Source organism: Streptomyces sp. NPDC048671, from assembly GCF_055587045.1.
Map to the genome: position 1 here is coordinate 238,783 of NZ_JBVJHB010000002.1, position 12,246 is coordinate 251,028.

Genomic DNA, 12,246 nt, shown 5'->3' on the forward strand with positions numbered 1-12,246 from the left:
TGGATAACCCGACGGACCGTCACGAAAGATCGAGGCTAAAGGGACGAAAGAGCTGGCCCAACGAGCGCGAGGCCCGACTCGACGCATTCAGATTGCTCCACCACTACAACACCCGGCGCCGACACTCCCGCCTCGGGCAGCGATCACCAATCGCCTTCGAGAACGCCTTCCACCACACACCACAGGGCTGAGCGGATCGCTGAACTGCCGTGCACCGCCAACGGTCGCGGGTTCGGCGTTCTTCAGCTCCGCGTTCTCGTCGCTGTCATGCTGTTCTGGGGCTCCCATGGACCCCGGCATGTCCCGCCGACATAGTCTTCGGATTTTCACGGCGGCCCGGTGGAGGAAGGCCCCTCCCATCACCAGGGTGGGGCCTTCCCGTGGCCGCCGCGATGTCGCTGGACCGGTACAGCCGGAAGATCTGCACTGCTTCAGGGTTATGACGGCTGGGCTCGCGTCGTAACGAACGAAGAGTGCTGATCAGTCGCCGGACTTCACGGGCTCCAGTTTGATGCTGAAGTGCCGGAGGATCGGGGACTGGCCCGTAACCCGGTAGCCACGGACCGATTCAGGATTCTTCGCGATATCTGCCAGGGTGGCGGCAACGTGGTCGTAGTGGCTGCGGGTGTAGACCCGTCGGGGGAGAGCCAGCCGTACAAGTTCGTAGGGCGCCGTCTTGACAGGGTTGCCGTGCTCGTCCTCTTCACCGAGGTACAGCGACCCCAGCTCCGCCGAGCGGATGCCTCCGCGCAGGTAGAGCTCGCAGACGAGTGCGGTGCCGGGGTACTGGTGCGGGGGGATGTGGGGCAGGAGGCGCCCGGCGTTGACGTAGAGGGCGTGCAGACCGGCGGGTTCCACGATGTCGACGCCGGCCTCGCGGATGCGTGCGGCGAGATAGGCGGCTATGTCGGCACGCTCGGCGAGGTAGGCCGGCTCGGTCACTTCGAGGAGGCCGCGCGCCATCATCTCGAGGTCACGTCCGGACAGACCGCCGTAGGTGGTGAATCCTTCGGTGGCGATGAGCAGACCCCCGCACCGCTCGGCGAGTTCGGCGTCCTTCAGGCCGATGAAGCCGCCAATGTGGACGATCCCGTCCTTCTTCGCGCTCATCACGCAGCCGTCGGCGAGGCGGAAGGCTTCCTCGGCGACCTGGCGCGGGGTGCGGTCGGCGTAGCCGGGTTCGCGCTGGGTCACCAGCCAGGCGTTCTCCGCGAACCGGGCCGCGTCGAGGATCATCGGCACGTTGTGACGGCGGCACAGTTCGGCGGTGCGGTGCAGGTTGTCCATGCTGACCGGCTGGCCCCCGCCACCGTTGTTGGTGATGGTCATCAGCACGGCCGCAACGGGCGTCTGGTCCGCGTTCTCCAGGGCCTGTTCGAGGGCGATCAGGTCGATGTTGCCCTTGAACGGAAAGTCGCTGTCGAGGTCCTTCGCCTCGGCGCAGGGCAGGTCGTACGCCGTGCAGCCAGTCAGTTCGACGTTGGCGCGGGTGGTGTCGAAGTGCGTGTTGGACAGCACACTCGTGCCAGGCCGCAGCAGCGAGGAGAAGAGGATGCGCTCGGCCGCGCGGCCTTGGTGGGCCGGCAGGATGTGGGGGTAGCCGGTGAGTTCGGAGACGACCTCGTGCCACCGGTAGAAGGAGCGGCTGCCGGCGTAGGACTCGTCGCCCTGCATTCCCGCGGCGAGCTGGTCCGCGGAAATGGCACCGGTCCCGGAGTCGCTCAACAGGTCGATGGTGACTTCGTCGGCCCGCAGCTCGAAGGGGTTGTAGGCGACCCGCTTCAGCGCGGCCTCGCGCTCCTCCCGGGTGGTGAAAGCAAGAGGTTCTACGACCTTGATGCGGTAGGGCTCCATGTGACTTCCTTCTGTGCGGTGTGCGGGCTGACGTGGCCGACGGCCTGGTGCCCGAGGTCCAGGACGCTCCGGGTGCGTCGCGCAGGCATCCAGGTGCCCCGCGGGTACTGCTCCTGCGGCGGCCGGACGCGGTAGGCCTCGGAACTCAGGTAGGCGGTGAGCCGGGGCGGCCGGTCGCGCTCGTACACCAGGGCCAGGTAGGCGATCAGCCCCACGCCGTCGGCGAGGGTTCGCTGTGCGAGCGCTCCCAGACTTCGGTTCAGGACGGTGGGGTCCAGGCCGGCCCGGGTCAGCAGGGCTGTGGCGCGGGCGAGGGCCTCTTCGTCATCGCGCACGTAGTCGCGAACGGGAATGTGGAGCGTGAAGCCGCTCGGGTTGCTGTCGCCTTCGGTGAAGGAGTGGCAGGTGAGCGCCGGCCGCCGCACCAGTCGCAGGGTGTCGTTTCCGCCGCGCTCGGACGGCGCGAGGGAGCCCGCGGCCGCGTGGAAGAAGTAGCGGGTGTCGGCCGCTGTGGCTCCGGAGGTACGGCTGAGCGCGCAGGCGTCATCGGCTGACATGCGCGGGTGTCTCACGTAGACCTTGACGCGGGGGGACGTCCAGGCGCCCAGGTCCAGAGCGAGGAACGGATAGCCGGCCGCCGGGGGCAGTTGCTCGAAGGCCTGGCCGTAGCCGAGCCGCCGCAGTGCCTCGTGCACGGTGCGGGCCGCGCTTTCCGGGCCGGAGGCGGAGGGGTTCAGGTAGACCTTGACCCCTGGGACCCCTCCGGCGCGCAGATCGAGCGCGTACCACAGGGCCAGCGGGCCCTGGGCTGCAGCGGGGAAAAACAGGTCCGCGAGGGCGTCGAGTTGGTCGGTGGCGAAGCCCCAGCGGGCGCCCATTGCGCGGATGACCGCGAGCCCGGCGCGGCCGCTGTCGGCCATGTCGCTGTGGGCCCACCCGGGATCCACGAGCACTCGCAGGGCCGGGGCGCCGTCCGGAGCGCTGGCGAGGGAGAACTCGACGGGGGTGTGGTCATCGGAGAGGAAGGTGGGCGAGGCCGGCGGCAGGGACAGCGGCCGGTGGGCGGCGCCTGCGAGGGAGCCGATCAGGACCTGTCCGTACAGCTCGGTGTCCGCCTCGCTCAGACCCACTGTGGCTCCCAGGCGCCGCAGTTGACCGAGTACGTGGTCGCCGAGCGTCGTCTCACCGGGGCTGGTCGCCGGTATGCCGGGGCCCGGACGGGAGGTCATCGTGTGCCTCGCACGTCGTGGCGCGTAACGCCTCTGGACGGTGCGGGAGTACGGGGACGTGCTCCGCCGACAAGGGAGGAGACGAGGGCCGATCCGCTGCCGGGAGCAGCGGGTATTCGGTCCTGCGGCTGGTCGGGGTCGCCGCCCCCGCACGGGTTCCGTCTGCTGGGGGTGGTGCGCTGTGGGCCCGGTCGGGCGCTCACGGATGGGGGCGCGGAGATGCTTGCGAGATCCACTACCTCTCCTTCATCTTGTGTCACTCCAGACACTCCGCGCCGTCCTACCCAGGAAGTTGATCTTTCATGCAGACTACTTCAACTGCCTGTGTCACATGCATCACAGGGGGTGTGGGCTACTGGGCCGTCAGCCACTTCATGAAGCTGCTCCAGCGCCCCGCTTTGCCGGTGGGCTGCGGCGCCCCGGGCGCGGGTGCGGCCGCGGCGGGGGGTGCCTGGTAGCGGGGCACGGCCGTCGGCTCCGGTGCGGCCGCGGCGCGCGGGGTGACTGCGCTGAACCGGATGGGCAGGGATGCCAGGGCCCGGTTGAAGGGGCCGGGCCGCCAGGCGAGGCTGTCCGCGGGGACGGCGAGTTCAACGTCGGGCAGGGCGTTGAACAGCGTCTCCAGGCCCGTCAGGGCGATCAGCCTGGCCGGCTCCTTCGACGGGCAGGCGTGCGGGCCCGCGCTCCAGGCGAGGTGACCGCGGGTGTCGGCACCGCGGTCCGCGAGCGCCGTGTTGGCGGCGCCGAAGGACACCAGCACCAGGTCACCGGCGCGCACCTTGTCGCCGGCCACGTCCGTGTCGACCACTGGGTAATGGGGCGCGTAGTTGGACATCGGCGCATTGCGCCACAGAGTGTCGTCCACAGCCTTGTCGAACTGCCCCAGGCGCGCGAACTCCTCGTTGGTCAGCATCGTGTAGAAAGCGTTGCCGATCAGGTTGCCCTCCGGCTCGCCGCCCGCACCGAGGAGCAACACCAGCGTGTGCGCCAGTTCCTGGTCGTTCAGCTGCGCCGGATGCTGCATCAGGTAGGACGTGATGTCCTCCCCGGGCTGGGCGCGCTTGAGCGCCACCAGCTCGCTGACCGCTCCGAGCAGGACCTGGCTGGCCGCCTCGGCGTTGACTCCGTCGAACATGCCGGAGATGCCGAACAGCACCCGGTCACCGATCTCTGCCGGGCAGCCGAACAGCTCGTTGAACACGTACAGCGGGAGCTGCTGGGCGTAGTCGCGGAGCAGGTCGGCGCTGCCGCGGGCGCTGAACTGGTTGATCAGGAACTGGGCTGCCTGGCTGACGATCCGGCTCAGCCGCTTGTTGCTGACGCGGGCGAAGGAGTCGGTGATGGCCTGCCGCAGCCGCACATGCTCGGCGCCGTCGGTGAACATCGCGTTCGGCCGGTAGGCCAGCAGCGGCAGGACCGGGCTGTCGGGGCGGACGCAGCCCTCAGCCAGTGCACGCCAGCGGCGTGAGTCCTTGCGAAAGGTCGTCGAATCCTGCAGCAGTTCCAGAGCCGCGTTGTAATCGGTCACCAGCGTCGCCTCCACGCCGGGGGCGATGGTGACCGGAGCGGTGGGGCCGAGCTCGCGCATGTAGCGGTAGTACGCGTGCGGATTGGCAGCGAACTCCGCACTGTCCAGGGGTATGCGCTGCCCGCTGCCGTGTGCGGGGCAGCCGGGCGGAGGTACAGAGGGGGTTGTCATGCGTGCTCCAGGTCGGCGCGCTCGTGCAGATAGCGGACCAAGGTGATCAGGGCGTCGACGGACGACTTCTCGTCGCGTGCGTCGATGGTGACGACGGGGGTGTCGGGCAGCAGGTCGAGTGCCTCCCGGACTTCCTCCGGGGTGTGGACCGTACTGCCGTCGAAGTGATTGATGGCCACGGCGAAGTCGAGGCCGTAGCTCTCGACCAGATCCATGACGTCGAAGGAGTCGGCCAGGCGCTCGGGGTCCACCAGGACCAGGGCGCCCAGCGCTCCGCGGGCCGTGTCGTCCCACAGACTCACGAAGCGCTGCTGTCCGGGGGAGCCGAACAGATACAAAACGATGCGCTCGCTCAGCGTCAGCCGGCCAAAGTCCAGGGCGACGGTGGTGGTGGTCTTTCCCTGGACCCCTTTGAGGTCGTCGACGCGCTCCGAGAGCGTCGTCATCCGCTCCTCGGTGGACAACGGCGTGATCTCGGAAAGTGAGCCGATCAGGGTGGTCTTGCCGACGGCGAAATGCCCGACGACCAGGATTTTCACTGCAGTCTGCTGTGCGCCACTGGGCACGTAGGCATCCTCAGACAGAGAGAGCCTTGAGGCCATCGAGCACCTCCTTGAGCAAGGCCTTGTTGGTGGGACGGGCCGAGGGCACCGGCGCCCGGGTCATGAGATAGCCCCCCTCGGCGAGGGAACTGAGCAGCACCTTGACCACCCCGAGCGGCAGTTGGGAGTGCGCGGCGATCTCCGCGACCGAGAGGTAGCCACTGGAGCACATCTCCAGGATCTGCTGCTCCTCGGGCGAGAGCCGCTGGGGGCGCTGCTGCTCGTCGGTGGCCACCGTAACGAGAGTGATGAGGGCGAACTCGTCCTCATCGGGCAGGTCACGGCCACGGGTGATGACGTAGGGCCGGACTAGTTCTCCGGCCTCGGACACGAACTCGGGCTCGGGACGACCGGGTTCCGTCATGAGGTGACCGTGTCGCCGCGGAGGCCGGTCGACATCGCCTTGCCCAGCCGGCTGACCAGCTGCTGCATCCGGTACGTGATGTCCTGCATGTCGACCTCGGCCGACGCCGCCACGGCAAGGTAGCTGCCGCCGCCCGCAGCGTTCAGGAACACCCAGCCCCCGTCGAACTCGATGAGGGTCTGGCGCCAGTTCGCTCCGTGCTCACCGCAGAAGAAGCTGACGGCGCGGCTGAGCGACTGCAGGCCGGAGACGGCGGCGGCCACCTTGTCGGCATCACCCCTGTCAATCTCCGCGGTACGGGACATCTGGAGGCCGTCGGCAGATATCAGGACCGCGTGGAGAGCATGCGGAATCTGCAGCGCGTCCTCAAGCATCCAGGACAGGTCGTCGCTCACGGGGCATCGAATCCTTCGTGTGAATCGGCAGCGGTGTCACCTTCGGCGGCCGGTACCCCCGCACCTCGCCCGCTGAGAGTGCCACGCTGAAACGCGCCCATCGCCGCCACCCGTGCCTCTGCTGACCGGGCCGGCGGCGCTTCATCAGACCTGCGGCCGCTGTCCGGCACGAGCGCCATGGCGCGCTTGTTCCGTCGCCGGGGCAGCCCGCCCTCTGCTGCCGCAGGAGCCGAACCGCGGCTCGCGGCAGCGGCATTGACTTCTTGCGTGGAAGTGGGCGTCCTGGGCTCGGGCATCTCGGTCAACAACTCCTTCGGCACCATCACCACCGCGCGGACGCCGCCGTAGGGAGAGGTGCTGTCGATGGCGACCGTGAACCCGAACCGCGCACACAGGGCGCCGATCACCGCGAAACCGAACGCGGGAGGGTTGCCGAGCTCCGAAACGCTCACCGCGGACCCGCTGGACAGCAGAGTGGTGGCGTTCGTCCGTTCTTCCTCGCTCATGCCGACACCGGCGTCGTCGATCACGATGCAGATGCCCCGGGGCACCGTCCGCACCTCGACCTCGACCATGGTGGACGGCTCGGAATAGCTGGTCGCGTTGTCGAGCAGCTCGGCCACCGTCAGCGCGATCGGTTCGACGGCACGGCTGGTCACCGCGAAATCGACCCGTGAGGCGATTTCGATGCGCTGGTAGTGCCGGATACGGCCCTGCGCTCCGCGGATCACGTCATAGACCGATGCAGCCTCCCGCTGCCGGCCAAGCCACCCGCCGCACAAAACAGCAATGGACTGCGCACGCCGGTTGAATTGCGAGTTCATGTGGTCGACTTCCAGCATGTCCCGCAACACGGCCGAGTCGCCGTACTTCTTCTGCAGCCCGGAGATGGCCCGCTGCTGCTCCGCGGCGAGGCCTTGAAGCGTCCGCATGGCCGACTTCAGTACGGTGTTTGTGGCCTCCTCCGCCTCTTCCTTAGCCTGGCGGACCACCTCGTCGTAGCCGCTGCGCAGCTCGGTGACGGTGGACCCGAGGTTGGAGGCCCTGCCCTGCGATGTGGTCAGCTCACCTTGGAGGCCCTGCTTCTGACGACGTAGCGCCTTGATCGTTTTTCGCTGGCGAGTGAATACCGTGGCGGCGACAGCGACGCCGACGGCAAGCGCCCAGACTGTCGGATCCTGCCAAAAATTCGTCATGTGACTCTCTATTGAGCGGCTGGAGTCCAGCTCTCGAAATCTGTCCAAACGGACCCTCGGCTGTGGGCAGACGTCACCGCCCGGAGAGCCCCCTGGCTGTAGCCATGCCACGGCGAAAGCTCACGTGGCATGTGCACGCGAGCGTATCACCGGACGATCATGAGGCTCTGTCAAGGCCACCACGTCGTTGCCCCGTTGGCGAGAAACACATGTTCATGTCAGTGAGAAAAGTGTGCCTGCGAGGTGGAGGCCCGCAGTGGCGGAGCGCGCACCCTCTGCGGCGCATCTCGTCTTGTAGCGGGCTGACGCAGCGATACAGAGCAGGGCGAGTGGGGCTCTGCCGGAAAGCGTGTGGGAAACGATCGAGGTCTTCGCGTTGCTCGCAATCGGGCAGACTGACCTCACGCCAGGAGGGAACCGTCGATCGGGAACGCCAGCCGAGTACGTCGTCGCCGGAACATGGCCTGATACCGAGCTGGAGCCACACAGGGCTGCCCGGCGGATCCAGACGCCGGCGCGCCGGCTGCGGGGCAGCCCTTTGGCCAGTGGGGTGAACCGGCAGGTCGTCAGCAACATTCGGCGACATGCTCAGAACACGGTCGCGTTCACACCCGCGCCCGGCGGGCCGACCGGCAAAGGCACCAAGGGCAAGCGGGCCCGCAAGGTTCCCATCGTCGAGGAAATCCGCCCCCCCTCGTCGCCCAGCGCTGCCTGCACCCGGATGTCCACAAGATCACGGCGGCCGGGGCGGCACTGTCAGCTCACTTCAGCGCGCTGCGCGCACCGCGCTCACTGCCGAGCCCGATCGTCATGACCCGCTGACCCGGCCAAGGGCGACCAGACCCCGACTGGTCCCCAACTGGTCCCCAGAAATGATCAAGGGCCGGTTTCGGATACCTCCGAAACCGGCCCTGATCTACGACTGTCTCCAGTCGGGACGACAGGATTTGAACCTGCGACCCCTTGACCCCCAGTCAAGTGCGCTACCAAGCTGCGCCACGTCCCGATACCCGTCTGACCTGGGGTTTCCCCGTGGCCGAACGTGCATGAGAACAATACCGCACTTCAACGGGTGGTTACGAACGCCTTTGGGTGCTTGACCTCAACCACGGTTGACGTTGAACGCTGTGGCACATGACGAAATCGACCGCCTCCCCCACTCCCGCATACCGCGATCTGCACCGGCTGATGAGCCTGATGACCGGCGACGAGAAGCACGGCCCCGCCGCCACCTCGACGCTCGACGCCCTGTGGGTGCTGTACGACCGGGTGCTGCGGGTCACACCGGAAACGGTGGACGCTCCCGACCGCGACCGCTTCCTGCTGTCGAAGGGGCACGGGCCGATGGCGTACTACGCCGTCCTCGCCGCGCACGGGTTCTTCGACGAGGAGCTGCTGGCGGGCTTCGGCTCGTACGACTCACCGCTCGGCCACCATCCCGACCGGCTGCTGGTGCCCGGCGCCGAGATCGGCAGCGGCTCGCTGGGACACGGGCTGCCGCTGGCCGTGGGGACCGCGCTGGGGCTGCGGGCGCAGGGGCTGAACGGTCCTCGCGTGTGGGTACTGACCGGGGACGCCGAGCTGGACGAGGGCAGCAACCACGAGGCGATCGCCTACGCGGGCCCGGCGGGTCTCGATCGGCTGCACACCGTGGTGATCGACAACGCTTCGGCGTCGTACGGCCGCCCCGGCGGCATCGCCGACCGGTTCGCGACCGCGGGCTGGTCGGTGGACTCCGTGGACGGGCGGGACCACGAGGCGCTGTACGACGCCTTCACCGCACCGCATCCCGGGCAGCCTCGGGCCGTGGTCGCCCGGGTCGCTCCCAAGCGCTGAGCCCCCGCGTCCGCAACCCACCGAAACGACGGACAGAAGAAGAGGAACACCTCACATGGACACGATGCGCGACCGATTCATCGCCACCACCTCGCGCCTGCTCGACGAGGACCCCCGGCTGGCACTCGTGCTGGCGGAGATCAGCCGGGACGGCTTCGACCGGGCCGAGCGCGCCCACCCCCACCGCGTCGTCAACGTCGGCATCCGGGAGCAGCTGCTCATCGGGGCCGGGGCCGGGATGGCGCTCACCGGACTGCGGCCGATCGTGCACACCTTCGCCAGCTTCCTGGTGGAGCGCCCCTTCGAGCAGGTGAAGCTGGATTTCGGCCATCAGGGCGTGGGCGGGGTGCTGGTCAGCGCCGGAGCCTCGTACGACTGGCCGGCCGGCGGTTTCACCCACATGGCGCCCGGGGACGTCGCGCTCCTGGACACCCTCGACGGCTGGACGGTGCACGTTCCGGGACACCCCGACGAGGCCGAGGCGCTGCTGCGGGAAGCCGCCGCCGGGGACGACCGCGTCTATGTGCGGCTGTCGCTGCAGTCCAACGACCGGGCGCGCCCGGTCGGTGGGGCGAGCGGGTTCACCACCGTGCGCGAGGGGAAGGGCGGCGTGGTGATCGCCGTCGGACCGATGCTCGACAACGTCCTGGCCGCGACCGAGGGGCTCGACACCACCGTGCTGTACGCGACGACGGTGCGACCGTTCGACGGGGACGGCCTGCGCCGGGCGGTGGGCGACCGGCCGGCCGCCGATGTCGTGCTCGTCGAGCCGTACCTGGCGGGCACGTCCACGGCCGCGGCCAACGACGCGCTCACCGCACTCCCCCACCGGATCCTGGGACTCGGCGTCGCCCGCGAGGAACTGCGCCGGTACGGGCGGATGGACGAGCATCTCACCGCCCACGGTCTGGACCCGAGGGGCCTGCGGCAGCGGATCGGCGACTTTCTCGGCCACTGAGGGGACAGCGGGGCGGCCGGGCGGCACCGGCCCATTGACCGCACGGAAGACGTGAACCTAACCTGAACGGCGTACTCCAGAAAGCGCTTTCTAACCCCCATGTCGGCATCTACCGCACAGGGAGCGCCCATGAGTCGCCGACCGTCGATCCGTCATGTCTCAGAGAGTCCGCGCCCGGCGCTCGGCCTGCTGCCGCTCGCCGCCCTCGCGTCCGGCCCGGTCCTGATCCTCGCCCTCCTGGTGACCTCACCACCCCGGGCGCACGCAGCCGTCCACCCGCGGCCCACAGGGCCGGCGACGGTGTCACCCTCGCCGGCCAGGGCTCCCGCGACCGGCGAGCGGAACCCGGTCCGGGACGGAGAAATCACCTACGGGTGCCCGGCCGGCGGCGGCCGGGCACCCGTCGAATCCGTGGAGAGATCCTCCCGGCCCTCCCGCCCATCCCGGCCCTCCCGCAGACACTTGCTCGGCGAGGTCGGGCCGGGCGCGATCCCTGCCAACTGCACCGAACCGAGCAGCAGTTCGACCCAGCGGCAGCCGCGCGATGTCCACATATCCGTCGGCCGGGACAGTGGTCCGGCGCCCCTGACCGTCAGGTTCTCCGCCGACGAAGCCGATGAAGGCGACGAAAGCGATGATGGCGACAGAGGCGTCGAAGGCAGCACAGGTGACGGCGGCGCTGGCGCCGACGCCGTTGCGCACCCCGCCCGGCACCTCGCGTACGCATGGGACTTCGACGGCGACGGCAGCACCGACTCGACGGAGGCGAACCCCTCGCACACGTACCGCGGCAACGGTTCGCACTCCGCCCGGCTGGCCGTCACCGGGCCCGGCGGGATCACGACCCGGGCCGTGCGGAGCATCGTGGTGGGGAACAGCAGGCCCGTCGTGTCGATCGAACAGCCCCTGGACCACAGCGTGTTCGGGATGGGGGACACGCTTTCGCTCACCGTGGGCGTGGCGAGGGCAGACGCGCTCAGTGCGCGGCCAGCAGTTCCCCGTACCACGCCAGCGTGGCGTCGACGGTGGCGGAGAGCGGGTTCGGGACGAGGCCGAACGCCTTCTCGATGGCGGAGGAGTCGACGATCTGCGCCTCCGTGTGCTGGTAGAACATCTCGGCGTACTCCGCCATGAACACCTCGTCGAACGGTCCGAACGGCCGCGGCTCCGCGACGACGGTCAGGGTCAGCGGACGGCCGACGCGCTCCTCGACCATGGTCAGGATCTGGCGGGTGGTGAGCGCCGGGGCCGTGGGCAGGTGCCAGACCCGGCCGTCGCCGTCCGGCTTCTCACCCAGTGTCGCGAGGCCCGCCGCGACATCACCGATGTACGTGTAGCTGTGCGGCAGGTCGATGTCGCCGAACGCCGGGACCTCTCCCCCGGTCAGCGCGGCCGGGAACACCGCGCCGCCGAGCGTGGAGTTGAGGACACCGGGCCCCACGAAGTCGGCCGACCGGCCCAGCACGACCCGCAGCCGGCCCTCGGCATGAGCGGCGAGGTAGCGGGCGTCGAGCTCGGCACGCATCAGGCCCTTGCGGGTGGTCGCGTTCCACGGGGTGTCCTCGGTCATGACCGCGCCGCGCGTCTCGCCGTACGGATAGAGCGTGTCGAGCACGACGAGACGGGCCCCCTCGGCCTCGGCCGCCGCCATTACGGCCTGCTGGATCCGCGGCATGACCTCGACCTGGAGGTGGTAGGCCACGTTCACGCAGTGGTACACGACGGCCGCACCGTCGACCGCCGCGCGGGCGCCCTCCGCGGTGGCGACGTCGGCGGCGAAGCGGTCGACGCCTTCGAGCGCCGGTCCGCCGCCCGCCCGGTCGACGAGCCGGACCGGGTGGCCGCGGTGGGCGAGCGCGACAGCGAGTGCCGTGCCGGCGGGGCCGGCGCCCAGAACTACCTGAAGATCACGTACTGCGGCCATGGGTGCTCCCTGTGCTTCGGAGTGACTCGGATTACGTAGCTCGGAGTGATCGCTACGACCTGGCGTTACGGCTTGGCGCCACGACTCGGCCCTGCGACCCAGCGCTACGATGCGTCGCTTCTGTTAGAGACAGTAACTCTTGCGATGGGTCATCGCAAGCCTGACTGTTAGACTCCGTAACTGACGTGA

At 69.1% G+C, this 12,246-nt stretch carries 10 protein-coding genes, 1 tRNA gene and 1 pseudogene; 3 read left to right on the top strand and 9 right to left on the bottom strand.

What is annotated here, in order from left to right; genetic code table 11:
• Positions 1 to 480: 480 nt before the first annotated feature.
• The 8 genes from ACZ6S6_RS05495 to ACZ6S6_RS05530 form a co-directional block, all read right to left on the bottom strand.
• Complete coding sequence (locus ACZ6S6_RS05495; RefSeq protein ID WP_362952766.1) at positions 481 to 1,854, bottom strand: tryptophanase; 1,374 nt, start codon at positions 1,852 to 1,854, stop codon at positions 481 to 483.
• Positions 1,827 to 3,083 (bottom strand): tryptophan dimethylallyltransferase family protein, encoded by a 1,257-nt coding sequence (locus ACZ6S6_RS05500; protein WP_469704087.1) that lies wholly within the window; start codon positions 3,081 to 3,083, stop codon positions 1,827 to 1,829. Before ACZ6S6_RS05500 ends, ACZ6S6_RS05495 begins: the two co-directional genes overlap by 28 nt.
• Before the next feature lie 352 nt (positions 3,084 to 3,435).
• Positions 3,436 to 4,782: a cytochrome P450 gene (locus ACZ6S6_RS05505; RefSeq protein WP_362952762.1), complete on the bottom strand. Its 1,347-nt coding sequence runs from the start codon at positions 4,780 to 4,782 to the stop codon at positions 3,436 to 3,438.
• Positions 4,779 to 5,384: a GTP-binding protein gene (locus tag ACZ6S6_RS05510; RefSeq protein ID WP_362952760.1), complete on the bottom strand. Its 606-nt coding sequence runs from the start codon at positions 5,382 to 5,384 to the stop codon at positions 4,779 to 4,781. The genes ACZ6S6_RS05505 and ACZ6S6_RS05510 overlap by 4 nt, the downstream gene beginning before the upstream one ends.
• On the bottom strand, positions 5,359 to 5,748 hold the full coding sequence (locus tag ACZ6S6_RS05515; RefSeq protein ID WP_362952758.1) for a DUF742 domain-containing protein: 390 nt from the start codon (positions 5,746 to 5,748) through the stop codon (positions 5,359 to 5,361). The genes ACZ6S6_RS05510 and ACZ6S6_RS05515 overlap by 26 nt, the downstream gene beginning before the upstream one ends.
• Positions 5,745 to 6,143: a roadblock/LC7 domain-containing protein gene (locus tag ACZ6S6_RS05520; RefSeq protein ID WP_018552722.1), complete on the bottom strand. Its 399-nt coding sequence runs from the start codon at positions 6,141 to 6,143 to the stop codon at positions 5,745 to 5,747. The genes ACZ6S6_RS05515 and ACZ6S6_RS05520 overlap by 4 nt, the downstream gene beginning before the upstream one ends.
• Positions 6,140 to 7,339: an ATP-binding protein gene (locus ACZ6S6_RS05525; protein WP_362952756.1), complete on the bottom strand. Its 1,200-nt coding sequence runs from the start codon at positions 7,337 to 7,339 to the stop codon at positions 6,140 to 6,142. Before ACZ6S6_RS05525 ends, ACZ6S6_RS05520 begins: the two co-directional genes overlap by 4 nt.
• Positions 7,340 to 8,271: 932 nt before the next feature.
• Positions 8,272 to 8,345, bottom strand: a tRNA-Pro gene (locus tag ACZ6S6_RS05530).
• 128 nt (positions 8,346 to 8,473) lie between these two features.
• Between ACZ6S6_RS05530 and ACZ6S6_RS05535 the strand changes: the two genes are divergently transcribed.
• From ACZ6S6_RS05535 to ACZ6S6_RS05545, 3 genes and pseudogenes are all read left to right on the top strand, one after another.
• Positions 8,474 to 9,175, top strand: coding sequence for a transketolase (locus tag ACZ6S6_RS05535; RefSeq protein ID WP_362952754.1), 702 nt, complete (start codon positions 8,474 to 8,476; stop codon positions 9,173 to 9,175).
• Positions 9,176 to 9,230: 55 nt separating this feature from the next.
• Complete coding sequence (locus ACZ6S6_RS05540; protein ID WP_469704088.1) at positions 9,231 to 10,133, top strand: transketolase family protein; 903 nt, start codon at positions 9,231 to 9,233, stop codon at positions 10,131 to 10,133.
• Between the two features lie 129 nt (positions 10,134 to 10,262).
• A pseudogene (locus ACZ6S6_RS05545) lies at positions 10,263 to 10,979 on the top strand (PKD domain-containing protein); the annotation flags it as partial.
• Between the two features lie 130 nt (positions 10,980 to 11,109).
• Here ACZ6S6_RS05545 and ACZ6S6_RS05550 read toward each other — a convergent pair.
• Positions 11,110 to 12,057: an NAD-dependent epimerase/dehydratase family protein gene (locus tag ACZ6S6_RS05550; RefSeq protein WP_469704089.1), complete on the bottom strand. Its 948-nt coding sequence runs from the start codon at positions 12,055 to 12,057 to the stop codon at positions 11,110 to 11,112.
• Between the last annotated feature and the right edge of the window lie 189 nt (positions 12,058 to 12,246).

What these genes read in the sequence shown, in the direction of transcription:
- ACZ6S6_RS05495 (WP_362952766.1), bottom strand. Translation starts at nt 1,854, where the DNA reads ATGGAGCCCTACCGCATCAAGGTCGTAGAACCTCTTGCTTTCACCACC.
- ACZ6S6_RS05500 (WP_469704087.1), bottom strand. Translation starts at nt 3,083, where the DNA reads ATGACCTCCCGTCCGGGCCCCGGCATACCGGCGACCAGCCCCGGTGAG.
- ACZ6S6_RS05505 (WP_362952762.1), bottom strand. Translation starts at nt 4,782, where the DNA reads ATGACAACCCCCTCTGTACCTCCGCCCGGCTGCCCCGCACACGGCAGC.
- ACZ6S6_RS05510 (WP_362952760.1), bottom strand. Translation starts at nt 5,384, where the DNA reads ATGGCCTCAAGGCTCTCTCTGTCTGAGGATGCCTACGTGCCCAGTGGC.
- ACZ6S6_RS05515 (WP_362952758.1), bottom strand. Translation starts at nt 5,748, where the DNA reads ATGACGGAACCCGGTCGTCCCGAGCCCGAGTTCGTGTCCGAGGCCGGA.
- ACZ6S6_RS05525 (WP_362952756.1), bottom strand. Translation starts at nt 7,339, where the DNA reads ATGACGAATTTTTGGCAGGATCCGACAGTCTGGGCGCTTGCCGTCGGC.
- ACZ6S6_RS05535 (WP_362952754.1), top strand. Translation starts at nt 8,474, where the DNA reads ATGACGAAATCGACCGCCTCCCCCACTCCCGCATACCGCGATCTGCAC.
- ACZ6S6_RS05540 (WP_469704088.1), top strand. Translation starts at nt 9,231, where the DNA reads ATGGACACGATGCGCGACCGATTCATCGCCACCACCTCGCGCCTGCTC.
- ACZ6S6_RS05550 (WP_469704089.1), bottom strand. Translation starts at nt 12,057, where the DNA reads ATGGCCGCAGTACGTGATCTTCAGGTAGTTCTGGGCGCCGGCCCCGCC.